We start from the raw sequence: 24,280 nt of genomic DNA on the forward strand, positions 1-24,280 counted from the left end.
ACCGGGAGCAGGTCATGAATTTTCACGAGGTCAGATTTCCGGCCAGCCTGAGCTTTGGCTCGGTCGGCGGTCCCGAGCGGCGCACAGATATCGTGACGCTGGCCAACGGATTCGAAGAACGCAATACCCCCTGGGCCCATTCGCGCCGTCGCTATGACGCGGGGCTTGGGATGCGGTCGCTGGATGATATCGAGACGCTGATTTCCTTCTTTGAGGCGCGGCAGGGGCAGATGTTCGGGTTCCGTTGGAAGGATTGGTCTGATTTCAAATCGGGTCTGGCTTCGGCCGGTGTGGAACGAGGTGATCAGGTCATCGCGCTGGGCGATGGTGTGCGCACTGAATTTCAGCTGGTCAAGACCTATACCTCGGGCGGTGTCAGCTACGTGCGCCCGATTGCCAAGCCGGCGCTGGGCACCGTGGTGCTGGGGTTGGATCAGGATGAAATTCGAGAAGGCGTGGATTTCGAAGTTGATCTGACTACAGGCGCAGTCGTGTTCGCGGATCCGCCGCCTGAGGGTGTCGAGATCACAGCCGGGTACGAGTTCGACGTGCCGGTGCGGTTCGATACCGACAAGATTCAGACCAGTGTTGCTAGCTTTCAGGCCGGTGACGCGCCAAATGTTCCTGTGGTCGAGGTGCGTGTCTGATGGCCGGGGATGTTCAGGGGCTGCACGCCCATCTTCAGACCGGTCTGACCACTGTATGCCGTTGTTGGGCAATCACGCGCGCGGATGGGCAGGAATATGGCTTTACGGATCACGACCGGGAACTGGAATTCGAAGGCGTGACCTTCAAGGCCAGTACAGGCCTGACCGCTGCGGCGATTGAACAGGCGACCGGGCTGTCGATTGATAACACCGAAGCAATGGGCGCGCTGTCTGACGCCGCCGTGCGCGAGGAAGATATCGAAGCGGGCCGGTTCGATGGCGCAAAGGTGCGGGCCTGGTTGGTCAACTGGGCCGATCTGGATCAGCGCATCCTGCAGTTTCGCGGATCGATTGGAGAGCTGCGCCGCTCGCGCGGGGCATTTCACGCCGAGCTGCGCGGGCTGACCGATCTGCTGAACCGTCCGCTTGGGCGCATCTATCAGAAACCCTGTACGGCGGTTCTGGGCGACAAAGTGTGTCGGTTCAATACCAACGCCGAGGGGTTCTCGTTTGAGGCAGAGACTGTGGCCTTTGACGGTGCTACATTGATCCGTGTGGACGGGGCTGAAAACGCGGCTGCGGCATGGTTTGAGCGTGGTCGTCTGGACGTTCTGTCCGGTACGGCCCGCGGACTTTGGTCTTCGATCAAAGCGGATCAGAGGGTTGATGGCGGGCGCGAGGTGACCTTGTGGTCCGGAATTGGCGGAGGGCTGTCTGTTGGCGACCGGGTCCGGCTGACCGCGGGCTGCGACAAGCGCATGACAACCTGCCGGTTGAAGTTCAACAATATTCTGAATTTTCAGGGCTTTCCCGATCTTCCGGGCGAAGATTGGATGATGGCGGTGCCCAAAAAGACCAATTCGAACAACGGGGGAAGCAGGCGGTGACACCACACAGACAGGATATCGTGGACGAGGTGCGCAGCTGGCTTGGCACGCCCTACGTTCATCAGGCTTCGACCAAGGGGGCAGGCACGGATTGCCTGGGTCTTCTGCGCGGCGTTTGGCGCGCGCAAATCGGTCATGAGCCGGAAGAAGTGCCCATCTACACGATGGATTGGTCTGAACCTCAGGGTGAGGAACGGATGTGGGCTGCTGCGCAGCGTCATTTGATCGAAAAGCCGATTGAGGATCTGTCGGCGGGCGATGTCGTGTTGTTTCGCATGCGCGACAGCGGCATCGCAAAGCATTTGGGGATCGTGACCAGCATCGGCGCAGTTCCGCGCTTTGTTCATGCCTATTCCGGCTACGGCGTTGTCGAAAATGCCCTGAGCGAGCCGTGGCGTCGGCGGATTGTGGCCTGTTTTGAATTCCCGTTGGAGGACCGCTGATGGCGACGATAGTTCTTTCCGCAGCCGGTGCTGCATTAGGTGGGTCAATCGGTGGCACGATTGCCGGCCTGTCGACCGCCATTATTGGCCGTGCCGTGGGCGCAACCATCGGGCGGGTGATTGACCAACGGCTTCTCAGCCAATCCGTGATGGGCGGCGGCAGTGACGTCGTCGAAACCGGGCGCATGGATCGGTTTCGCCTGACCGAGACAGGCGAGGGCGCGCCGGTGTCGACCGTGTTCGGGCGGATGCGGGTCGGAGGGCAGGTGATCTGGGCTTCGGATTTTCTAGAAACGCGCAGTGAGACCACCGAAGGTGGCGGCGGCGGCAAAGGCAAGCCGAAGACGCCCAAGGTGACGACCGTTACCTACAGCTACTCCATCTCGCTGGCGATTGCCGTTGGCGCGGGAAAGATCGCAGATGTTGGCCGCGTCTGGGCCGATGGCGAAGAACAGGAACTGAGCAGCCTGAACATGCGCATCTATCATGGGTCTGACGATCAGTTGCCGGACCCTCTGATCGAATCCATCGAAGGCGCGGGCCAGGTGCCAGGCTATCGTGGTACGGCCTATGTCGTGATAGAAGACTTCCAGCTTGGGAACTTCGGAAATCGTGTTCCGCAGTTTTCCTTCGAAGTCGTACGCCCACCGCAAACGGACCTGCCGGATCGCGACACCTCGGTGCAAGAGTTGGTACGGGGTGTTGCCATGATGCCCGGGTCGGGTGAATACGCCTTGGCCAGCTCGCAGGTGAACTATGCGCTTGGTTACGGCAAAAGCGCACCGGCCAACGCCAGCTCAGCCTCGGGCTGGACGGATCTGGTGACCTCGACCCGCGCGTTGACGCATGAGCTGCCGCAATGCGATGCGACCTCGCTGATCGTGTCCTGGTTCGGGGATGATCTGCGCTGCGGGTCCTGTGACATCCGTCCCAAGGTTGAACGCCGTGATGCAGATGGGCAGGGGATGCCATGGAACGTATCTGGCCTGTCACGCAGCCAGGCGCAGTTGGTAGCGCGAGAGGATGATCGCCCGGTCTATGGTGGGACGCCCACGGATGCCTCGGTCGTCGAGGCGATCCGGCATCTGAAGCTATGGGGCAAGCGGGTCATGTTCTACCCGTTCATCCTGATGGAACAGTCGGCTGGAAACGGGTTGCCCGACCCCTGGTCGGATGCAACAGATCAGCCACATCTGCCCTGGCGCGGGCGGATCACTTTGAGCGAGGCCCCCGGGCGCACGGGTTCCCCCGATGGCACTGCGGATGCCGACGCGCAGGTTGCCGCGTTTTTTGGAACCGCGAAGGCCAGTGATTTCATCATCGGCAATGGCACTGTCAGCTACTCAGGCCCTCAGGAATGGGGGCTGCATCGGTTCATTCTGCACTATGCAGCCTTGTGTAAGGCTGCGGGTGGGGTCAGCTCGTTTTGTATCGCATCCGAGATGCGCGGGTTGACGCAAATACGCGGAGCGAGCGGTTTCCCGGCTGTTGCACGTCTGCGGGCGCTGGCGGCTGAGGTGCGCAGCATTTTGGGCCCCGATACCAAAATCGGCTATGCAGCGGATTGGAGCGAATATTTTGGCTATCAACCGCCCGGTACCAATGATCGGCTGTTCCACCTCGATCCACTATGGGCCGATGGCAATATCGATTTCATCGGTATCGACAATTACATGCCCCTGTCCGATTGGCGCGATGGTGAGGATCACCTGGATGCCGAGGCGGGCGCGCCCTCGATCTATGATCTGGACTATTTGCGCAACAACATCGAAGGCGGTGAAGGGTATGATTGGTACTATGCCTCACCCGAGGAAGCAGAGGCGCAGATCCGTGCTCCGATAGAAGATGGCGTGTATGACGAGCCTTGGATCTGGCGCTATAAGGATGTGCGGAACTGGTGGTTGAACACCCATCACGATCGGATCGACGGTATGCGGCAGGCCAATCCCACAGATTGGATTCCGGGGTCAAAGCCGATCTGGTTCACCGAACTGGGCTGTGCGGCAATCGACAAGGGCACCAATCAGCCGAACAAGTTCCTTGATCCAAAATCGTCGGAATCTCAACTGCCTGTCTATTCCAACGGCATGCGTGATGATTTCATTCAGGTTCAGTACCTTAGGGCCATGCTGAGCTATTGGGGCGATCCTCAGATCAATCCGACCTCAACGGTCTATGGCGGCCCAATGGTGGATATGTCCAATGCCTATGTCTGGGCTTGGGATGCGCGGCCGTTTCCGGCGTTCCCGAACCAAGGCGCGAAATGGAGTGACGGCGGCAACTATGCGCGCGGTCACTGGCTGAACGGGCGATCAGGCGCACGCACGCTGGCTTCGGTCGTGACTGAAATCTGCTATGGCGCCGGGGTGACTGATATCGACGTATCGGGCCTCTATGGCGTTGTACGTGGCTATGTCATCGAAGACGTCACCAATGCGCGGTCCGCCCTCCAACCACTGATGCTGCGCTATGGGTTCGACGCCATCGAACGTGAGGGCGTGTTGCTGTTTCAGATGCGGGATGGCTATGGCGCTGTAGATCTGAACCCGGATCTTCTGGCGGTCAGCCCCGATCTGGATGGCACTGTCGAATATCGTCGTGAGGCCGAGGCGGAGATGACCGGTCGCGTGCGCCTGCGTTTTGTCCAGTCCGATGCAGACCACGATTTCGTCGCCGAAGAGGCAGTGCTGCCCGATGTCAGTACCCATTCCGTTTCGGTCAATGAGATGCCCCTTTCCATGACGCGCGGTGAGGGAAGACAAACAGCGGAACGCTGGCTTAGCGAGGCGCGCGTGTCGCGGGATAGCACCCGGTTCGCGCTGCCGCCGTCGATGATGCATCTGGGGGCCGGGGATGTCGTCCGCCTGTCGGGCGAAGCCAAGGGCGCGCTCTACCGGATTGACCGGATGGAGACGGCAGAACTGCAACTGGCAGATGCGGTGCGGGTTGAGCCGGGGGTCTATAAGCTCCCGGATATCGAAGAGGACCCGGTCTCGGTGAAGCCCTATCTTGCACCCGTTCCGGTGCTGCCGGTCTTTATGGATTTGCCACTGATCACCGGGGCCGAGGTGCCACATGCGCCTTATCTGGCCGTTTCGGCTGATCCATGGCCGGGCAACGCGGCGGTCTATAGCTCCACCACGGATCAGGGCTATACGCTCAGCGACGTGATCACTGCGCCTGCCACCATTGGCCAGACCGAAACGCCGCTGCTGCGCGCCACTGCCGGGCTCTGGGATGACGGACCAATCCTTCGGGTCAGGCTGATCGACGGTCAATTGGAGTCGCAACCGCGCGAGGCATTGCTGAACGGGTTGAACCTTGCGGCCATCGGCGATGGAACACCCGGCAATTGGGAAGTGTTCCAGTTCTCGAACGCGGTGCTGGAAAGCCCCGGTGTCTACGCGCTTTCGGGGCGATTGCGCGGGCAGCTGGGGACGGATGCCCTGATGCCGGATGCCTGGCCTGATGGGTCTGTCTTTGTGCTGCTGAATGACAGTGTCTCGCAGATCAACCTGCTGCGGACCGAGCGGCGGATAGATAAGCACTATCGCATCGGACCGGCGACCCGAGGATATGATGATCCGTCCTATACGCACCTGGTGCAAGCCTTTGATGGCAATGGGCTTCGCCCCTATTCGCCGGCACATCTGACGGCAAGGGCGACCACCGATGGTCATACCGTTGGCTGGGAGCGTCGCACGCGTTTGGACGGCGATGACTGGTCCGGTCTGGACGTACCATTGGGCGAAGAAACCGAAGCGTATCTGGTGCGCGCTTGGTCCGGCACAACGGTTCTGCGTGAAGAGGTGGTGACCCAAACGCAATGGGCCTACACGTCCGCGATGCAGGCCGCAGATGGGGTCTCCGGGCCGTTTGACGTAGAAGTTGCGCAGGTTTCCGCCATTTACGGTCCGGGTGCTTCGGCCCGCGTGATGGTCGGGTAGCCCGGCCTGATGCGCCCTTTACTTCATGGCGATCTCAGTGCTGCGGCGCGGGCCTTGTTGGCCGTGCCGCAGCGCCAGAGAAAGCCTCTGTGCCTGAAGATTATCGCCGAAGCGGAGTTGGCCGATGCGTATGTCAGATCATCCGGTCGCTTGCATCCGCTATATGGCAATGGATCGCTGATGGCGGCTGCGCGAAACCGAAAACCGGTGGACGAGCCCGGCTTTGACGACGTGAACTATTGTCAGTGTTTTGAACTGGTTCTGCGTCAGCTGGTCCGCTTTCACCTTAGCCAGAGGCGCAGCTGACGCATTTGCTGGCCACCAGATCCAGCTTTAGCCTGCCGTCCGGAATTCGATCGCCGCAGTCCTCGCAATATCCGTACTCGCCGTCTTGCAAACGTTGCAATGCAGCCTTCAGGCGGCGCGTTTCGATATCCCGGTTGGCTTGCTGCGCTTTGGCCATCGCCTGATTTTGCAAGGCATCCATACGGCTGAGGCGTCCGACGGCCTGTTGGTCCAATTCGACGATGGCCTGTGCCTGCTGAGATGATGCCGAAAGCGCCGTTAGCTCGGCTAAACGGGCGCGAATGAGGATGTCAAAATGGCTTCGTTCTGTTTCATTCATTTTTGTTGAAGACCCGATCACGGGTTTGCGTTTGGTGTTTTTGTCACTAAATGGCATTCTAGGCGCAGCAGAGGATCAAAAGCCATGTTTGAAAAGCGCAGCCATGTAACGCCGGTCGATCCGGTTTGGACCCGCATCACCTCAGAGGCGACCGAGGCCGTGGAACAAGAGCCGCTGATGGGCGGACTCGTCCATGCTTGTGTCTTGCACCATCGCAGTCTCGAGCGGGCTTTGTCTTATCGGATTTCGGCCAAACTGTGTTCGAATGAGATGTCGATGATGGTGCTGCGCGAGATCGTGGATGAGGCCTATGCCGATGATTCCAGCCTGATCGAAGCAGCGCGTGCCGATTTGATGGCCGTCTATGAACGTGATCCGGCCTGTCACCGCCTTTTGCAGCCGATCTTGTATTTCAAAGGCTATCAGGCAATGCAGGCCTATCGCGTGGCGCATTGGCTGTGGCGTAAGGGTCGGCACGATCTGGCGTATTTCTTCCAGATGCGCTCGTCCGAGATATTCGGGATCGATATTCACCCTGCCGCCAAAATCGGCAAAGGGATCATGATCGACCATGCCCATTCGATCGTCATTGGTGAGACTGCGATTGTCGGCGACAATGTCTCGATGCTGCATTCGGTCACGCTGGGTGGGACTGGCAAGGAAGAGGAGCAGCGCCATCCCAAGATTGGTGATGGTGTTCTGATCGGTGCCGGGGCCAAGGTTCTGGGCAATATCGAGGTCGGACATTGCAGCCGCATTGCTGCGGGGTCTGTGGTTCTGCAGCCCGTGCCATCTTGCAAAACCGTTGCTGGCATACCTGCCAAGATTGTAGGCGAGGCTGGTTGTGATCAACCTTCGATCTCGATGGATCACATGCTCGGCAAAGACCAGTAGTTTGATATAGATAAACGCAAAAGGCCGCCTCGGATATCGTGGCGGCCTTTGTTTTTTGGTCGGCTGCGCTTAGGCCAACATGACCATCGGGTTCTCCAGATTGTCGACGATAGCCTGCAGCAATTCGGCTCCAAGTGCACCATCGATGACCCGATGATCGACGGACATGGTCACCGACATGACAGTGGCAACTGCCAGTTCTCCGTCATCACCAACAACAGGCTTCTTAACCCCCGAACCGACGGCCAGAATACCGGCATGTGGCGGGTTCACGATAGCGTCGAAATTGTCGATGCCGAACATGCCCAGGTTCGAGACCGCGAAAGTGCCACCCTGATATTCATGCGGCGCCAGCTTTCGCTCGCGGGCACGACTGGCGAGGTCTTTCATTTCGGTTGACAGCGCTGACAGCGACTTGGTGTCGGCGTCCTGCAGGACCGGGGTGAACAAGCCGCCTTCGATGGCAACCGCAACGGCCACATCCGAAGGTTTCAATTGCAGAACCCGATCACCTGCCCAAACCGCATTGCAAGCCGGAACCTGTTGCAGCGCGTTGGCGACAGCCTTGATGATGAAGTCATTGACGCTGAGCTTGACGCCACGGCCTTCCAATTGCTTGTTCAACTGGCTGCGGAATTTCAGCAGGGCGTCCAGCTTGATGTCGCGGCGCAAGTAGAAATGCGGGATTGTCTGTTTGGCCTCGGACAGGCGCGCGGCGATGGTTTTGCGCATTCCGTCGAGTTTGATTTCTTCGTAGTCGCGCCCTTCGTACATCCGGGCGACCGCATCTGCCGATGGGCCAGCCGGAGCAGCAGCCACCGGAGCCGCTGCGGCGGGTGCCGGCGCGGCGGCAGGTGCCGTTGCGGTTGCGCCTTCGACATCGGCCTTGACGATCCGGCCATGCGGGCCGGAGCCTGTGATCTGCGCGAGATCGAGACCTTTTTGCGCAGCGATGCGACGGGCCAGCGGCGAGGCGAAGATACGACCGCCATCTGCCTTGACCGGAGCCGCCGGAGCAGGGGCGAGCGCCTCGGGTGCCGCTGCTGGCGCGGCAGCCTCGTTGCCCGCGGCGGCTGGGGCCGCCCGAGGCGTTGCGGCAGGCGTGGCCGCTATATCATCAGCGCTTTCGCCATCTTCCAGCAGGACCGCGATGGCGGTGTTGACCTTGACGCCTTCGGTACCCTCGGCGATCAGGATCTTGCCGATGGTGCCTTCGTCAACGGCTTCGAACTCCATCGTGGCCTTGTCGGTTTCGATCTCTGCCAGCAGGTCGCCGGAGGAGACGGTGTCACCCTCTTTGACCAGCCATTTGGCAAGCGTGCCTTCCTCCATGGTTGGCGACAGGGCGGGCATCAGAATTTCTGTGGGCATCTGTGTCGCTCCTTACCGGTAGGTCACTTGTTTGACCGCCGCGATCACCTCATCCGTGGTGATCAGGGCCAGCTTTTCCAGGTTCGCGGCATAGGGCATCGGAACGTCCTTGCCGGTGCAGTTGATGACCGGCGCGTCGAGATAGTCGAACGCTTCCTGCATCACGACCGAGCTGATGTAGCTGCCGACCGAGCCTTGCGGCCAGCCTTCTTCGACCGTGACCAGACGGTTTGTTTTCATCACCGAGTTGATGATCGCGCCGGTGTCCATCGGACGGATCGTGCGCAGGTCGATGACCTCGGCGCTGATGCCTTCTTCGGCGAGTTTGTCGGCGGCTTCGAGGGCATATTGCATGCCGATGCCGAAACTGACGATGGTCACATCCGAGCCTTCGCGCCAGATGCGGGCCTTGCCCAGAGGAATGGACAGGTCATCCACTTGCGGCACGTCGAATGTGCGTCCGTAGAGGATTTCGTTTTCCAGGAAGATCACCGGGTTGGGATCGCGGATCGCCGATTTCAGCAGGCCTTTGGCGTCAGCTGCGGAATAAGGCATCACGACTTTCAGGCCGGGGATCTGCATGTACCATGCGGCGTAGTCCTGTGAGTGCTGCGCGGCCACGCGGGCGGCGGCACCGTTGGGGCCGCGGAACACGATGGGGCAGCCCATCTGACCACCGGACATATACAGCGTCTTGGCCGCAGAGTTGATGATCTGGTCAATCGCCTGCATGGCGAAGTTGAAGGTCATGAACTCGACAATGGGTTTCAGGCCACCAAAGGCTGAACCAACCGCGATACCGGCAAAGCCATGCTCTGTGATCGGGGTATCGATCACGCGTTTGGGGCCGAACTCGTCCAAAAGACCCTGGCTGATCTTATAGGCGCCCTGATACTCGGCGACTTCTTCGCCCATCAGGTAGACGTCTTCGTCGCCGCGCATTTCCTCGGCCATCGCATCGCGTAGTGCTTCGCGGACGGTTTCGGATTTCATTTCGGCATCGGCGGGCCAATCCGGCGATAGGTCCACCACCGGAGCTGCCGGGGCAGCGGCAGGAGCGGGGGCCTCAACCGCCGCAGGGGCGGCTTCGGCCACCGCTGCGGCTGCGGGCGCAGCCGCGGGCAGGGCGGAGGCGTCTTCGCCTTCTTCCACCAGCACCGCGATAGGGGTATTCACCTTGACCCCCTCGGTGCCTTCCGCGATCAGGATTTTGCCAACGATGCCTTCATCGACAGCTTCGAACTCCATGGTCGCCTTGTCGGTTTCGATCTCGGCCATGATGTCGCCGGAAGATACGGTGTCGCCTTCTTTGACCAGCCACTTGGCCAGCGTGCCCTCTTCCATCGTGGGCGAAAGGGCGGGCATAAGAATTTCGGTTGCCATGTCTTATTCGTCCTCTCAGGCGTAAATATCGGTCCAGAGCTCTTCGACGGAAGGCTCGGGGCTTTCTTTCGAGAATTCGGCGGCCTGATTGACGACCTCTTTGATCTCTTTGTCGATCGCTTTCAGATCATCCTCGGTCGCGTGTTTGCCGGTCAGCAGCAGTTCGCGCACATGTTCGATCGGGTCGCTTTGTTCGCGGACCTTCTGAACCTCTTCGCGGGTGCGGTATTTGGCCGGGTCGGACATCGAGTGGCCGCGATAGCGGTAGGTCTTGACCTCAAGGATGTAAGGGCCCTTGCCCGCGCGGCAGTGGGCGACAGCCTTTTCGCCCGCTTCTTTAACGGCCAGCACATCCATACCGTTGACCATCTCACCGGGAATGCCGAAAGCCTGACCGCGGTGATAAATATCGGCAGACGATGTCGAGCGCGCCTGCGCGGTGCCCATGGCGTATTGGTTGTTCTCGATCACGAATACGACAGGCAAGTCCCAAAGAGCGGCCATGTTGAAGGTCTCATAAACCTGACCCTGGTTGGCGGCACCGTCTCCGAAATAGGTGAATGTCACGCCGCCGTTTTCTTTGTACTTGTCCGCAAAGGCCAGCCCGGCACCTAGCGGGACCTGCGCACCTACGATGCCGTGGCCGCCGTAGAAATGCTTCTCTTTCGAGAACATGTGCATCGAGCCGCCTTTGCCCTTGGACAAACCGCCCTCGCGCCCGGTCAGTTCGGCCATCACGCCGCCCGGATCCATGCCGCAGGCCAACATATGACCGTGATCGCGGTACGAGGTGATCCGCTTGTCGCCTTCCTTGGCGGCCGCCTCCAGACCGACAACAACCGCTTCCTGTCCGATATAGAGGTGGCAGAACCCACCGATCAGACCCATTCCATAGAGCTGACCAGCCTTTTCCTCGAATCGGCGGATCAGAAGCATCTCGCGGTAGTATGTCTTGAGTTCTTCCGCAGAAACATTTGGTTTCTTTGTGGTTTTTCGCGCAGCCATCTTGGCGACCTCTCCCTTTCGGACAGATAGTTTAGCGTTAAACTATCTCATAAAGCATTTCGGGCATTCTGGCGAGGGGAAATCTGACGCAGCGTCGCACGGCGTGGCGACCGGCTAGGGCGTAACCGGTTTGTTTGCGAAGAAAGACAGGGAATTGGACGATAGCTTGGTCCGTCTTAACGGATCACAATCTCATCTGCGCGGATCATGCCCAGGATTGACCGCGCCTGTTGATCCAGCAGGTCAAGATCCAGATAGGTATCTGACAGGCGGCGCGTCAGGTTTTCCATCTCGACGATCTCGGTTTCAAGCTTGGTCAAGTCGCGTGACAGAGCGTCCCGTTCCGCTGCAATCTCGACCCGTCGGAACAGGCCATAGTCGCCCTGCACGGCGGCAAAGGTGAAATAGACACCCAGCATGAAAGCCACCGAGAAAAATGCGACTGAGCCCAAACCGGGGCGATTGGAACGGGACACTCTGTTTACCGCCGTATGAAAACTTGCCTCAATAACGGGTCCTTTGCGAACCTCTGGCAGCACTATGTCACAGGTGATTCGGCTTGTGAATCCCCTGATTCGCAAAATCTTGCGGGAAAATCAGATTATTCGACGGCCCGCAAAACAGGGCTATTGCTCCAGCGCAGCAACTCCGGGCAGGGTTTTGCCCTCCATCCATTCCAGAAATGCTCCGCCCGCTGTTGAGATATACGAGAAATCCGCTGCAGCGCCGGATGCGTTGAGCGCCGCAACCGTATCGCCCCCACCTGCGACCGACACCAACTGGCCTGCGCGTGTCAGCGCGGCGGCTTTCAGCGCGGCTGCGTTTGTGGCCATATCAAACGGTTCCAGTTCAAACGCACCCAGAGGGCCGTTCCAGATCAGGGTCTGGCTTTTCGCGAAGATCTCGGAAATTGCCGCAACGCTTTCGGGACCGGCATCCAGGATCATGCCCTCCTCGGTGCATTGATCTGCGGGCAGCACCTGATGCGGCGCATGAGCCGCGAAGCTTTCGGCCACCACGATGTCGATGGGCAGGACGATGGTGCAGCCCGAGGTTTCGGCCTTTGCCATTATTTCAGCTGCGGTATCTTTCATATCACGCTCGGCCAGCGATTTTCCGACATTGATCCCTTGCGCAACGAGAAAGGTATTCGCCATGCCGCCACCGATCACCAGATAGTCTACCTTGTCGATCAGGTTGCCTAGCAGTTCCAGCTTGGTCGACACTTTCGCGCCACCCACAACTGCCGTCACAGGGCGTTTTGGCGCGCCCAAGGCACCTTCCAACGCTTGCAGTTCAGCTTGCATCAAGCGGCCTGCACAGGCGGGTAGAAGACGGGCTAGCGCTTCGGTCGAGCTATGGGCACGGTGTGCGGCTGAAAACGCGTCGTTGCAATAGACGTCGCCCAGCTTGGCCATGCCTGCGGCCAGATCAGCATCGTTCTTGGTTTCTGCCGCGTGAAAGCGAGTGTTTTCCAACAGCAGAACTTGACCCGGTTGCAGGGCCTCTGCGGCCAGTTCCGCCTCGGTTCCGACGCAATCAGCGGCAAACAGGACGGCCGTGTCAAAGGCGCTTTCCAGTGTTGGCACCAACTGTTTCAGAGATAGGTTCTCGCGTCGCTCACCACCCGGTCGCCCGAAATGTGCCAGCAAGATCGGTTTGCCGCCTGCGGCCAGAATATCGCGCACGGTGGGCACGATCCGCTCAATGCGGGTGGCGTCCGTCACGACACCGTCCACGACGGGCACGTTGATGTCCACGCGCACCAGAACGCGTTTGCCGTTCAGGTCCATGTCGTCCAGCGTTTTCCAGCCCATCGTGCAATCCTTCGTGCGTTTGTTACCGATTTAGGCGGTTCTTTTCCTTCATTTTGCCCTCAGGTCAATGCGTCACTTGGCTTTCACGCGCCCGGCGCATAGGTATTTGCGCAAGATAAAACGACAGGAGGGCCAGATGGCCGAAATCAAGGATCCCGAAAACACCATCATCATCGAGCTGAAAGACGGCAATGTCGTGATCGAGCTGCTGCCCGATGTGGCCCCTCAGCACAGCGCACGGATGAAGGAACTGGCCCGTGGTGGCGAGTATGACAACGTGGCTTTTCACCGTGTGATCGACGGCTTCATGGCGCAAACCGGCGACGTCCAGCATGGCGACATGGAAGACGGGTTCAACATTCGCATGGCGGGCACAGGCGGGTCTTCGTTGCCGAACGTTCCGGCAGAGTTCTCGAAACTGCCGCATGACCGGGGTACTCTGGGTGCAGCGCGTTCGCAGAATCCGGACTCGGCCAACTCGCAGTTCTTCATCAACTTCAAGGACAACCACTTTCTGAACGGTCAGTACACCGTATATGGCCGTGTCATCGACGGCATGGAACATGTAGACGCCATCGTGCGAGGCGAGCCGCCGATGCAGCCTGATCGCATGATCAGCGTGAAAGTGGCCGCAGATGCGTAAGCTGGCTGTCGTTTTCACTTTGCTGGCCAGCCCGGCCTTGGCCACAGGCCTGCAGATCGAGGTCGAAGGGGAAGGGGCCAACGGCACCATCCTCGTTGACCTGTTCGAAGATGTCGCCCCGCAACATGTCGAACAGATCACCGCTTTGGCCGGCGAAGGCCAATATGACGGTGTGGTGTTTCACCGCGTGATCGACGGGTTCATGGCCCAAACCGGCGATGTGCAATATGGCGATCAAAGCGATGAGGCGTTTGACATGCGCTATGCGGGCCGTGGCGGGTCGGATCGCCCGGACGTACCGGCAGAGTTCTCGGATGTCAGCTTTGATCGTGGTGTCGTTGGCATGGCGCGGTCGCAGGACCCCAACAGCGCCAACTCGCAATTCTTCATCATGTTTGAACCGGGGCCGTTTCTGAATGGTCAGTACACGGTTGTCGGTCAGGTCACCGAAGGCATGGATGTGGTTGATGCGATCAAGCGTGGTCATCCTGAATCGGGTGCTGTTTCGGGTCAGCCGGATGTGATGAAAACCGTCACTGTAACCGAATAAAAGATTGGCCCGGCGCGCGCCAATGCGCCGGGTCACCCCCGTGACCTAGTTCACCTTTTCTGACGCTTGCTGTGCCGCTGGAAACGCCGCACGCCTGATCCGGGCCAGCAACCCGTTTTCCCTAATATGCTGTTGATAGGCCCTGTACGATGGCGACTGTGACAGGCACCGTTCTTCATGCCAGGCGCGCATGAAATAGATGAAGTTCACCCCCAGCAGGGCCATGCAATTGGCCACTCCGGTCCAGAAATCCACCGCGATGAACGGGATCGAGACAAGCCACCAGCTGATGTTCTTGCTGATGTACGAGGGGTGTTTGCTTAGATTATAGGGGAAATCACAGGCCAGTCCGCGATAGGTGAGGTTGGAAAACCGAAGCCCCATACGGGCCGCTGTCAGGCAGTATATCCCAAGGAAAAACAGGATCGTGCAGCCCCAGATCGTGTAGAGAACCGGATAATCCCACAGCCACGCACCCCAGGCGAACCCCTCTTGGGTGTAGTTGAAATAGTCCCGCGACAGTACCTGCCAGAACGGCGCATAGCAGGCCAGGCAGACCAGCCAGCCGCTGACGGTGGTTTCTGTCCATCGGATATGGGACATCAGCAGCCGGGTGGCCGTTGCGTAGCCGATGACAACAACGGTCAGATCAAGGAAGAATGAAAAGCGGAACAGGTATTCATAGACCTGGGGGAAGCTTGTCATCTCCCACAAGGATCGCGACTGAAAAAATGTCCAGTCATAGACCAGATAGCAGAACATCAGAGGTAGAAAGTAGCCTTTGACCAAAAGGCCCAGCAGATAGACTTTGAGGCCGCGAGTGCGGGTGGATTGCTGCCCAAAGGTCAGAACCACGCGCCCCAGATGCCACATCCCATCCCGCGGATGCCGCATCATGAAATGCACCGAAGTGACAACCGCCAGAACGACGGCCAGAATTAACCACCAGTAGTCGGCGAGCAGCGAAAAGAAGGGTGAATACCAATCCCCGCGATAAAGGTCCGCTGACCAATAAAACAAGGCAAGCAATCCGGCACTGGCCGCCAGTCCGACCAGCTTGACCTGAAAATCTTGAATATAGCCAGCATCACGAAAGTTCTGCGCCTTGAAAACCAGCCCGCTGCCGGGCATGCGGTGAAGCTTGGCAAAGGCGAATTCTGACGCGACCATCAAACCAAATACGGTCAGGGCGAACAGCACGGTTTGATCGCGGTCTGAAACACCGGGCATCGCGGGCCACAGATAGTGCAGGATCGGGATACTGAAGATCGCGACCAACCCGGTTGAGGCCGGGATGGCCGATGCGGGACGCTTAAAACCGGTTCGCGAGGTCATGAACAGAAACTCTTACACATACGCAGCGATATTCGCGGCTTTCGGGCGGAATTCAACCTGGCAGTTATCAGGGCGGGAATTCCGACGGAATGTGTGTCTTGTATCAGATCAAGCGGCGCAACCCTTTGGCTGCGCCGTTTTGTTCAGGTTAGTCGTCGGGAGACATCACTTTCCAGATCAGTGCGCCAATTGCAGCACCGATCAGCGGCGCCACCCAGAACAGCCACAACTGAGCAAGTGCCGGGCCATCGGCAAACAGCGCAACACCGGTAGACCGTGCCGGATTCACCGATGTGTTGGTCACCGGAATCGAGATCAGGTGGATCAGCGTCAGGCACAGACCGATCGCAATCGGGGCAAACCCGGCAGGGGCGCCGCTTGAGGTCGCACCCAGGATGACCAGCAGGAAGAACGCGGTCAGCACGATCTCGATCACCAAAGCGGACATCATTGAGTATCCCTCAGGTGAGGCGTCGCCATATCCGTTTGAGGCAAATCCGCCGACGCCCTCAAAGCCGGGCGCGCCGCTGACGATCAGATACAGAACGACGGCTGCCGCGATAGCGCCGATGACCTGAGCGACCCAATAGGGCAACAGGTCTTTGGCTGGAAACCGCCCGCCGATCATCAGCCCCAGGCTGACCGCCGGGTTGAAATGCCCGCCCGAGATATGGCCAACCGTATAGGCCATGGTCAGGACAGTCAGGCCAAAGGCGAAGGATACACCCAGCCATCCGATACCTACATCTGCCACACCAGCGGCCAGAACCGCACTGCCGCATCCGCCCAGAACCAGCCAGAATGTGCCGAAAAACTCGGCCATAAGTTTTGATGACATGAAAACTCCTCCGATAAACCAATGGGTTTGAGTTTAGTTCAGAAGATGCCTTTTGTTAAATTTACAGGCACGGGGAGTTTTCTGGGGAACGTGTCACAGATAACGTGTATTGCATTAAGTCCAGCTGACCGGGTCCAGTTGAAACAGCAGTGAGAGCTGTTCATAGACATCGGGCACACTGTCTTTCAGCGCGTTTGGGCGTTCAAAGAAAACCTCGACTGAGACGGCGAAAAACTCTTCATGCCCTTCGGCGCCGTAGGGATCGATGACAGTGGGTCTTCCGGTTTCAACCGCGTGGACATGGGCATCGTAGGCGGCGACAAAGACGCGCTCCCAATCGGCATAGCTCTGCCCTCGGCTCAGGACGGGTACGCCATCTGTGCCGCCAGACAGATCATCGATCTGATGCGCAAACTCATGAAAGACAACATTGTGCCCGTCATGGTCGTTCAGGGCCCCTTGCCGACTATGCGCCCAGGATAGGATCACCGGGCCTCGGTTCCAGCTTTCTCCGGTGCGGATGATTTCTTTCTCCGTCACGACGTAGCCGCTGCGCATTTGTTGGCGGGATTTGAACGCATTCGGGTAGATCAGAATGGTCGTCAGATTGTCGAACCACATGTCGGTGTTCAAAACCAGAAGGCAGGCCTGAGCCGAGATCGAAAGGCGCATCTCTTCTGTGACCTCAAGCCCATCACAGCCAAAGAAGCGAACCTGATCCTGAAACAGGGTCATCTTACCGTCCAACTTGCTGCGCAAATCAGGTGGCAACCGTCGAACGATCGGTACCATGGTCTCGACCAGCTGTCGTTCCGAAGCTGTTAGCGTGGTGGCCAGCAACCGGGCGCGGGCCTGACGGCGCGACCACAGGTAGTAGGCGATGGCACAGGCGATCAGGGCGACAAGGCTGAGGAGTATCAACATGATCCGACCCTATGCCAGTTCCTGCCCGGCGGGAAACGCAAATCGGGCGTCGAAAGAAAAACGCCGCAGGATTGTCCTGCGGCGTTTCAGAAATCTGCTTCGCGTTAGGCTTACTGCTTGACGTCCGCCGCAGGGTTGCCGCCGGATTTGCCGCTGCGACCGGGGTTCAGCGGATCGTCCTGACGCTGGACCGAGCCTTCGAAATGCGCGCCGCTTTCGATTGCGATGGTCTTGTGAATGATGTCGCCTTCAACTCGAGCGGTCGAGGTCAGGCGGACCTTCAGGCCACGCACGCGGCCCACGATACGGCCATTGACCACAACGTCGTCCGCGGTGACTTCGCCCTTGATCGTGGCGGTTTCACCAATGGTCAGCAAATGCGCGCGGATGTCGCCTTCGACAGTGCCTTCAACCTGAATGTCGCCGGTTGTCTTGATGTTACCGGTGATGTGCAGGTCCGAGGACAGAACCGACGCGGGCGGCTTTGGCTTGGGCGCGGTGCTGGCCTTGGTCTCGGATGGGGCAGGGGCCGCCGGAGTCGCCGGAGCAGCAGGTTTTGCCGCCTCAGTTTCCTTGGATCCGGGCTCGTTCATTTTGCTCTTAGAAAACATTTCTCGCAGCCTTGATGTAAGTCATTGGGTTTACAGGTTTCCCGTTCACGCGCACCTCATAGTGCAAATGCGTGCCGGTGGACCGTCCGGTGCTACCCATATCAGCAATATGATCCCCGCGCGAGACCCTTTGGCCGACCTTTACGTTGATCTTGGTGTTATGAGCATAAAGTGTCTCAATCCCGAAGGCATGTTTGATCTTCACAAGGCGGCCAAAGCCGGATTGCCACCCGGCATGGCTGACCACACCATCGGCAGTTGCAAAGATGTCGGTGCCCTGAGGGCCGGCAAAATCCACGCCATTGTGCATCCTGCGACCGCCGGTTTTGGGGTCGCGGCGCGAGCCGAAGCCGCTGGTGAAGCGAACTGCAGAATGCACTGGGGTAGCAAAGGGCGCCTTCTCCGCCGCGATGCGGTACAGATTCAGCTGGTCCATTTGTTGCAGAAGCTGGTTTGCACGCACCTCATCGGCAGAGAGATCACTCTCGCCGCGGGTGCTCATCGATAAAGGGGTCAGCGGACCGCCCATACCGCTATATCCGCGCCGGACCTCTTCGATGATACGATCTGTTGGCATCCCTGCCTGACGGAACATTTTGTCCAATGGCTCGACCGAGATAACCATCGCCTCTTCCAATTGGCGGAAGATCTCGTCGCTGCGTTCCTGCATCAGGCGGATTTCCAGCTCCAATTCGTCGCGCTGATCCAGCGCGGTCTGCGCATCGGCGGCGACTTGGTCGCGTTCTTCGGCGGTGCGCGCCAATGCGTCGGTCATGAACTCCATCTGCGCCGGGTCGCCGACCGACGCCAGATACATCTCTGATCCGTCGCTGTCCTGCTTCAGCTCGGTCAGTTCAGTGCGGATCTCTTCACGCTGTTTCATGGTTGTGCGCAAGGTCGTCTGGATCACCTCGATCCCGGTTTCCAACTCGCGGCGGCGGTTTTCCGAGGACAGCAGTTCCGACTGCATTGCCGAAATCTGCGCAAGGGCTGCATTGAACCGATCCTGTGCGGCCAGCGCTTCCTGCGCGCGGGCGTCCCGTTCAGCAGACAATATGTTCAGCCGTTCCTGATAGGTCGCCTGATCGCGTTTCGCCTGTTCCCGGAAGTTGCCTGACCCAATGCTGTCCATCAGCAGGATCGCGGTCGAAAGCGCCGTCCAGCCAACAATCACCGCGACACCGGCAACAGCGACCACCTGCGTCTCGGAACTTAGCCGGATGAACCGGGTGTCCTGATCTGATTTAAGAAAAACCCGGCGTTCCGGGAAACGGCGTTCGAGCCATGAGTGAAACTTTATTGCCAGACGTGTTCTCACGCGTCTTACCTCTCATCCCCAAGATCGGGACCGGTCGTGGTGCAATCTCCGTCCCTTGGGGGGATTTCATAAAGCGGACCGGGACATCGGGCAAGTTTGCTGACCAATTTGAAGCGAAGCTTGCGAAATTACCCTGTGTCATCGGCAGGAATTCGCCTAAATTAACCTATTTGGATCAATCTGAGACGGTGCCGGGCCGGGGTAAGTCTTCGGTGAGGGGCCAGTAGAAATCTGGCGGCAATCCTGCCTCGGCGCGTTTCTCTTCGTTAAAGGGCGGTTTCAGGACGCCATGGAAATAGCGTCGCACCAAGTCGTGGAACACATCCTTGGGATCGGCATTCTCACGTCCGCACAGGAAATGGAACCATTTGGACCCGAAGGCCACATGCCCGACCTCTTCTGCGTAGATGACTTCCAGCGCCGCAATGGCCTGATCGGCCTTGGCCTTCCGAAAGATGTTGATCATGCCGGGCGTGACGTCCAACCCGCGGGCTTCCAGTACCATGGGCACGACGGCCAGACGCCCCATCAAGTCCTCTGCCGTGTCTTCGGCCGCACGCCACATACCTGCATGCGCGGGCAGGGCACCGTAAGAGCTGCCCATCTGTTCCAGGCAGTCGCAGACCATCTCAAAATGGCGCGACTCTTCCTCGGCGCATTTCACCCAGTCGTCGTAGAATCCGATGGGCATCGGGACATGCCCAAACCGGGCTATGATGTCCCAATGCAGGTCGACCGCATTAAGCTCGATATGGGCAACGGCGTGCAGCAGAGCGATCCGCCCAGCCTCGGTTCCCGGTTTCCGCTTGGGAACTTCGCGTGGAGACAGCAGCTCGGGTTTGTCCGGACGCGCGGGTTGCAAGGGGGGCGTCGCGGTGCCGATCTCGATCGTCTCGGCCTCACCTTTGCGGGCGGCGAACCACGCGGCGGCGTGGCGTTTCGAAAGGGCGGTTTTTTCCCGCCCGTCCGCTGTTGTCAGAACCTCGGTGGCCATCTGGGTCAGTGTTTTGGTCACGGCTGCGCTCCGCCTGATAAATGCAAGGCTGCGGCATAAACCGGATGGCCGCCGGGGTCGAGAGGCCTACATCGCCTTCACAGCATCCAACACGGCATCAACATGGCCAGGCACCTTGACCTTGCGCCAAAGCTGCGCAATGCGGCCTTCGCCGTCGATGATGAAAGTGGACCGTTCGATTCCCATCGACTTGCGGCCATACATGTTCTTTTCAACCCAGACACCATAGTCTTCGCAGACGGTCGAGTTTTCGTCGGACAAAAGCGGCGTGGTCAGCCCGTGCTTGGCGACAAACTTGTCATGTTTGGCAACGCTGTCGCGCGAGATGCCGAAAACTTGAGCACCTGCATCGGCAAAGGCCTGAAGTTGTTCCGAGAAACCGATGGATTCCTTGGTACAGCCCGGCGTATCATCACGGGGATAGAAAAACAAAACGACGGTTGTGCCGCGCAGGTCAGATAGGGTGACCTCGCCACCTCCGTCACGAGGCAGGGTGAAATCGGGGGCCATGTCTGAAATGTCGGGCATTGGATACTCCGCAATAGGGTTTTAAGGGCTGCCCGACATCATAGGGCGATATCAGCGGGTTAAAAGGCGTGGACAGCAAATTGGCGCAGCAGGAACAGCAAGGGGGCGATCCGCCGGAACCTGCCCCGCGTCGCCGCTCGCGCCGCCGGGTTGCAGGGCTCTGGGCCATGCGCGGGGCCGTCCTGCTGGTGGTGCTGGCGCTAATTGCGGGTTTCATGCTGATCGGCCAGCGCATGCATGCCCCGGCCTGGGTACGGGATCGGGTCGAGGCGCGGCTGGAACAGAGCCTTGGCGGGCTACAGGTTCGGTTTGGCGATGTCAGTTTTATCATCAATGAAGGCTGGCGCCCACGCCTGCGCCTGACAGATGTCAGCATCGCGGATGCGGCGGGCCAGCAAATCGCGCAGGTGTCGGACATGCGGGCGAGCCTGGCCATGCGCCCCTTACTGCGCGGCCACGTCCGGCCCAAGCGCATCCTGCTGAGCGGTGCTCAGATTTCATTGACGCGAGGCCTGGATGGGGCGCTGACCCTCACGGTTGGCACTGACAGTTCACCAGTTCAGCAGGCCCCCAACCTGGCGCAGCTGATCGAAACCTCGGATGATGTCTTTTTGTCTCCGATGCTCTCGGCCCTTACATCCGTCCGGCTGGACGCGATCACGCTGGACTACCGCGATCTGCGACTGGGTCGGTCATGGATCATGGATGGCGGGCATATCCAGATCACCCGCAACGACAACGAAATGCGACTGGCAACGGGCTTCTCGGTCCTCTCGGGGCGCGACTTTGTCAGCGGGATCGAGGCCAATTACACCAGCGTCCTGGGCACGCCCGAGGCGCGGTTCGGGGTCACGATCACGGATCTACCTGCCGAGGATGTCTACGGCCAAAGCCCTGCGTTGGCATGGCTGCAAGTTCTGCGTACGCCAATCTCTGGCGCGTTGCGGGGCAGCATCGATGGAGAAGGCGCAGTCGGTTCGCTGTTTGCAACGCTCAATCTGGGGGCCGGTGTGGTGCAGCCAACGCCCGAGACGCGCCCGGTGCCGTTTGATTCGGCCCGAACCTATTTCACCTATGAGCCCACGCGACAGGAGATCGATTTTAACGAAGTATCGGTTGTCTCGGCTTGGGGGGCGGTGCAGGCGTCCGGTAAGGCCTATTTGCAGGGCGTCGAAAATGGTACGCTGGACAGCCTTGATGCGCAGCTTCGATTCACCGGTATCGACGCCAATCCGGCGGGGCTGTTCCCCGAGGCTTTGAAGCTGCGGCAGGCGGATCTTGATTTCAAAATGACCTTTGCTCCGTTCAAGTTGCGCCTCGGACAGATAACAGTCGAAGACGGCGAACATCGTGTGCGCGCATCGGGTGAGCTAGTCGGGCTGGAAGAGGGCTGGTCCGTTGATCTGGATGCCCATCTGGATCGCATGACCTCGGATCAGGTGCTTGGCTATTGGCCTGAACGTCTGGCCCCGAAGCCGCGCGAATGGGTCACGAAGAACCTATATCAGGGCAAGCTGTCGGATATGGACTTCGCATTGCGGCTGCGGCCCGGATCGAAACCCGATCTTTATCTGGATTTCGGGTTCGAAGACGCAACGATCCGGTTTGTAAAAACGCTGCCCCCGATTGAAAACGCGCAAGGTCAGGCCAGCCTGATCAACAACAGGTTCACGGCAACAGCGCAGAACGGGATTGTTGTCGCAGATGCTGGCGGTCCGGTGGACGCGTCGGGAACGTCCTTCATTATCCCGGATACGGATATCAAGAAATCCGCCCCCGCCATTGCCCGCATCAAAGCCTCAGGCAGTGTGACAGCCGCGCTGTCGTTGCTGGATCGACCACCGCTGTCCTTGCTCAGCAAAGCCAATCTGCCAGTTGATCTGGCTGATGGTACCGTTTCGCTAAGCGGTACGCTGTCTTTGCCCTTAAAGAAAAAGCTGAAGTTTCAGGAGACCCAGTTCCATTTTGATGGCGATCTAGACAACCTAAGCAGCGATAGGCTGGTTCCCGGATTTTCTGTTACCGCTGATACCCTGCGCTTGAATGGCGATCAAACTGGCGTGCAGATCGCAGGGCAGGGCCTTTTCGGTGATGTGCCGATCGAGGCCAGTTGGCGGCAACCCATCAATGGTGAAACGGCGCAGCGCAGCGAATTGACCGGCCAGATTGAGTTGTCTCCCAAACTGATGGAAGCGCTGAAGGCGGGGCTGCCACGCGGGATGCTAACGGGGAAAGGCACGGCCGACATCACGCTCGGGATCGGTGCAGGGGAACCGCCGAAACTGTCGGCCCAGTCTGATTTGCGGGGGGTCGCACTCGCCATCCCGGAACTCAGCTGGCGCAAAGCTGCGGGCAGCAGCGGAACGCTCAGTATTGAAGCCACATTGGGAGATCAGATCAGTGTCGATAGCTTGCAATTGAACGCGGCTGGATTGCGGGCCAAAGGCGCGATTTCCTTCCGTGAAGATGGGGCGTTTGATCGCGTCAGCTTCAGCTCATTTGATGTGGGTGATTGGCTGGCCGTCCCGGCGGTGCTGATCGGGCGCGAGGCCGGACCGCCCGACATCCGCGTGCTGGGGGGCGTGCTGAACCTGGGCCGCGCGCAATTCGGCGCTGGAGACGGGGGCGCAGGCGGCTCGGGCCAAGGATCGCAGGTGGACGTGACGCTGGATCGGTTGCAGGTCACCGAAACCGTGGCGTTGACCGGATTTCAGGGGGTTTTTCAAACCACGGGCGGGGTCAATGGAAGCTTTCGAGCGCGCGTGAACGGGGATGCTGCGGTTCAGGGGCAGGTGACGCCGCGTGGCAATCGCAGCGCTGTGAGCCTGACCTCTGACGACGCAGGGGCCGTTTTGCGCGCTGCCGGGGTGCTGACACAGGCAAAGGGGGGCGATCTGGATTTGCAGCTTGAGCCAGTAACCGCGCCCGACAGCTATGACGTGATCCTCAAGATCATAAATACCCGCATTACCGACGCCCCTGCCATGGCGGCGCTGCTGAATGCCATCAGCCTTGTGGGTCTACTGGATGAGATGGCTGGGCAGGGGATCTTCTTCTCATCCATCGACAGCCGGATGAGGCTGACGCCGACCGAAATCAAAGTGCTAAGCGGCAGCGCCGTTGGCCCGTCGATGGGTCTGTCTTTCGACGGCATTATTGATACGGTGAACGGCAGGCTGGATCTACGTGGTGCGATCTCGCCAATCTACCTGGTGAATGCCATCGGCAGCGTGCTGACCCGCAAGGGTGAGGGGATCATCGGCTTTAACTATTCTCTCACTGGCCCACTGAGCGCACCAAGAGTGTCGGTGAACCCTCTGTCCGGATTGGCCCCGTTGTTCCTGCGCAATCTGTTGCGCCCCCCGGCACCCACCGTCTCGGACGGGCCGAATGCGCAGCGCCAGAAACCGGATGAGCCAAAGCGGACCTTTGGATCACCGCCTCGGGACAATTGAACCGGGATATGGCCGAATCTGCTTTGGCCTTGTAAGGCGCGGCC

22 protein-coding genes are annotated in these 24,280 nt (G+C 59.3%); 9 read left to right on the plus strand and 13 right to left on the minus strand.

Annotated features, from left to right (window positions below; translation table 11 throughout):
* The first annotated feature begins 14 nt into the window (after window positions 1–14).
* The 5 genes from ABLN87_RS00910 to ABLN87_RS00930 are packed head-to-tail and all read left to right on the plus strand — an operon-like array spanning window position 15 to window position 6,230.
* Entirely contained in the window at window positions 15–647 is a 633-nt protein-coding gene (locus ABLN87_RS00910) for a DUF2460 domain-containing protein (protein ID WP_353006520.1), read from the plus strand.
* Window positions 647–1,534, plus strand: a complete 888-nt coding sequence (locus ABLN87_RS00915) for a DUF2163 domain-containing protein (RefSeq protein WP_353006523.1) — start codon at window positions 647–649, stop codon at window positions 1,532–1,534. Before ABLN87_RS00910 ends, ABLN87_RS00915 begins: the two co-directional genes overlap by 1 nt.
* Window positions 1,531–1,977, plus strand: coding sequence for an NlpC/P60 family protein (locus ABLN87_RS00920; protein ID WP_353006526.1), 447 nt, complete (start codon window positions 1,531–1,533; stop codon window positions 1,975–1,977). The genes ABLN87_RS00915 and ABLN87_RS00920 overlap by 4 nt, the downstream gene beginning before the upstream one ends.
* Window positions 1,977–5,924: a baseplate multidomain protein megatron gene (locus ABLN87_RS00925; protein WP_353006529.1), complete on the plus strand. Its 3,948-nt coding sequence runs from the start codon at window positions 1,977–1,979 to the stop codon at window positions 5,922–5,924. Before ABLN87_RS00920 ends, ABLN87_RS00925 begins: the two co-directional genes overlap by 1 nt.
* A gap of 9 nt (window positions 5,925–5,933) precedes the next feature.
* Window positions 5,934–6,230, plus strand: a complete 297-nt coding sequence (locus ABLN87_RS00930) for a hypothetical protein (RefSeq protein ID WP_353006532.1) — start codon at window positions 5,934–5,936, stop codon at window positions 6,228–6,230.
* Here ABLN87_RS00930 and ABLN87_RS00935 read toward each other — a convergent pair.
* Complete coding sequence (locus ABLN87_RS00935) at window positions 6,211–6,549, minus strand: TraR/DksA family transcriptional regulator (protein ID WP_353006534.1); 339 nt, start codon at window positions 6,547–6,549, stop codon at window positions 6,211–6,213. The genes ABLN87_RS00930 and ABLN87_RS00935 overlap by 20 nt on opposite strands.
* 84 nt (window positions 6,550–6,633) lie before the next feature.
* Here ABLN87_RS00935 and cysE point away from each other — a divergent pair, with 84 nt between their 5' ends.
* Window positions 6,634–7,443 (plus strand): serine O-acetyltransferase, encoded by an 810-nt coding sequence (gene cysE / locus ABLN87_RS00940; protein WP_353006537.1) that lies wholly within the window; start codon window positions 6,634–6,636, stop codon window positions 7,441–7,443.
* Between the two features lie 69 nt (window positions 7,444–7,512).
* Here cysE and ABLN87_RS00945 read toward each other — a convergent pair whose 3' ends face one another.
* The 5 genes from ABLN87_RS00945 to ABLN87_RS00965 form a co-directional block, all read right to left on the minus strand.
* On the minus strand, window positions 7,513–8,814 hold the full coding sequence (locus ABLN87_RS00945) for a pyruvate dehydrogenase complex dihydrolipoamide acetyltransferase (protein WP_353006540.1): 1,302 nt from the start codon (window positions 8,812–8,814) through the stop codon (window positions 7,513–7,515).
* Window positions 8,815–8,826: 12 nt separating this feature from the next.
* A complete protein-coding gene (locus tag ABLN87_RS00950) occupies window positions 8,827–10,197 on the minus strand; it encodes a pyruvate dehydrogenase complex E1 component subunit beta (RefSeq protein WP_353006543.1) in 1,371 nt (456 codons plus the stop codon).
* Window positions 10,198–10,212: 15 nt separating this feature from the next.
* Window positions 10,213–11,202 (minus strand): pyruvate dehydrogenase (acetyl-transferring) E1 component subunit alpha, encoded by a 990-nt coding sequence (gene pdhA, locus ABLN87_RS00955; protein WP_353006546.1) that lies wholly within the window; start codon window positions 11,200–11,202, stop codon window positions 10,213–10,215.
* 176 nt (window positions 11,203–11,378) lie between these two features.
* Complete coding sequence (locus ABLN87_RS00960; RefSeq protein ID WP_353006549.1) at window positions 11,379–11,678, minus strand: FtsB family cell division protein; 300 nt, start codon at window positions 11,676–11,678, stop codon at window positions 11,379–11,381.
* Window positions 11,679–11,828: 150 nt separating this feature from the next.
* A complete protein-coding gene (locus ABLN87_RS00965; RefSeq protein WP_353006552.1) occupies window positions 11,829–13,019 on the minus strand; it encodes a phosphoglycerate kinase in 1,191 nt (396 codons plus the stop codon).
* Between the two features lie 136 nt (window positions 13,020–13,155).
* On the opposite strand from ABLN87_RS00965, the gene ABLN87_RS00970 reads away from it, so the two are divergent.
* Window positions 13,156–13,662: a peptidylprolyl isomerase gene (locus tag ABLN87_RS00970; RefSeq protein ID WP_353006555.1), complete on the plus strand. Its 507-nt coding sequence runs from the start codon at window positions 13,156–13,158 to the stop codon at window positions 13,660–13,662.
* On the plus strand, window positions 13,655–14,212 hold the full coding sequence (locus tag ABLN87_RS00975; protein ID WP_353006558.1) for a peptidylprolyl isomerase: 558 nt from the start codon (window positions 13,655–13,657) through the stop codon (window positions 14,210–14,212). The genes ABLN87_RS00970 and ABLN87_RS00975 overlap by 8 nt, the downstream gene beginning before the upstream one ends.
* A 45-nt stretch (window positions 14,213–14,257) precedes the next feature.
* On the opposite strand, the gene ABLN87_RS00980 is transcribed toward ABLN87_RS00975, so the two are convergent.
* The 7 genes from ABLN87_RS00980 to ABLN87_RS01010 form a co-directional block, all read right to left on the minus strand.
* A complete protein-coding gene (locus ABLN87_RS00980; RefSeq protein WP_353006561.1) occupies window positions 14,258–15,547 on the minus strand; it encodes a hypothetical protein in 1,290 nt (429 codons plus the stop codon).
* Between the two features lie 148 nt (window positions 15,548–15,695).
* Window positions 15,696–16,385 (minus strand): aquaporin Z, encoded by a 690-nt coding sequence (gene aqpZ / locus ABLN87_RS00985; RefSeq protein WP_353006564.1) that lies wholly within the window; start codon window positions 16,383–16,385, stop codon window positions 15,696–15,698.
* A gap of 114 nt (window positions 16,386–16,499) precedes the next feature.
* Window positions 16,500–17,309: a zinc-dependent peptidase gene (locus ABLN87_RS00990; RefSeq protein ID WP_353006567.1), complete on the minus strand. Its 810-nt coding sequence runs from the start codon at window positions 17,307–17,309 to the stop codon at window positions 16,500–16,502.
* A gap of 110 nt (window positions 17,310–17,419) precedes the next feature.
* Window positions 17,420–17,920, minus strand: coding sequence for a bactofilin family protein (locus ABLN87_RS00995; protein WP_170530561.1), 501 nt, complete (start codon window positions 17,918–17,920; stop codon window positions 17,420–17,422).
* Entirely contained in the window at window positions 17,910–19,238 is a 1,329-nt protein-coding gene (locus tag ABLN87_RS01000; RefSeq protein WP_353006570.1) for a M23 family metallopeptidase, read from the minus strand. The genes ABLN87_RS00995 and ABLN87_RS01000 overlap by 11 nt, the downstream gene beginning before the upstream one ends.
* A 175-nt stretch (window positions 19,239–19,413) precedes the next feature.
* Entirely contained in the window at window positions 19,414–20,232 is an 819-nt protein-coding gene (locus ABLN87_RS01005; RefSeq protein ID WP_353008361.1) for a ferritin-like domain-containing protein, read from the minus strand.
* Between the two features lie 87 nt (window positions 20,233–20,319).
* Window positions 20,320–20,781 (minus strand): peroxiredoxin, encoded by a 462-nt coding sequence (locus tag ABLN87_RS01010; RefSeq protein ID WP_353006573.1) that lies wholly within the window; start codon window positions 20,779–20,781, stop codon window positions 20,320–20,322.
* Between the two features lie 68 nt (window positions 20,782–20,849).
* On the opposite strand from ABLN87_RS01010, the gene ABLN87_RS01015 reads away from it, so the two are divergent.
* Entirely contained in the window at window positions 20,850–24,236 is a 3,387-nt protein-coding gene (locus ABLN87_RS01015; protein WP_353006576.1) for a DUF3971 domain-containing protein, read from the plus strand.
* Window positions 24,237–24,280 lie beyond the last annotated feature (44 nt).

Origin of the sequence: Ruegeria sp. SCP10 (assembly GCF_040329495.1) — a bacterium.
In the GTDB taxonomy this organism is placed as follows: domain Bacteria; phylum Pseudomonadota; class Alphaproteobacteria; order Rhodobacterales; family Rhodobacteraceae; genus Ruegeria.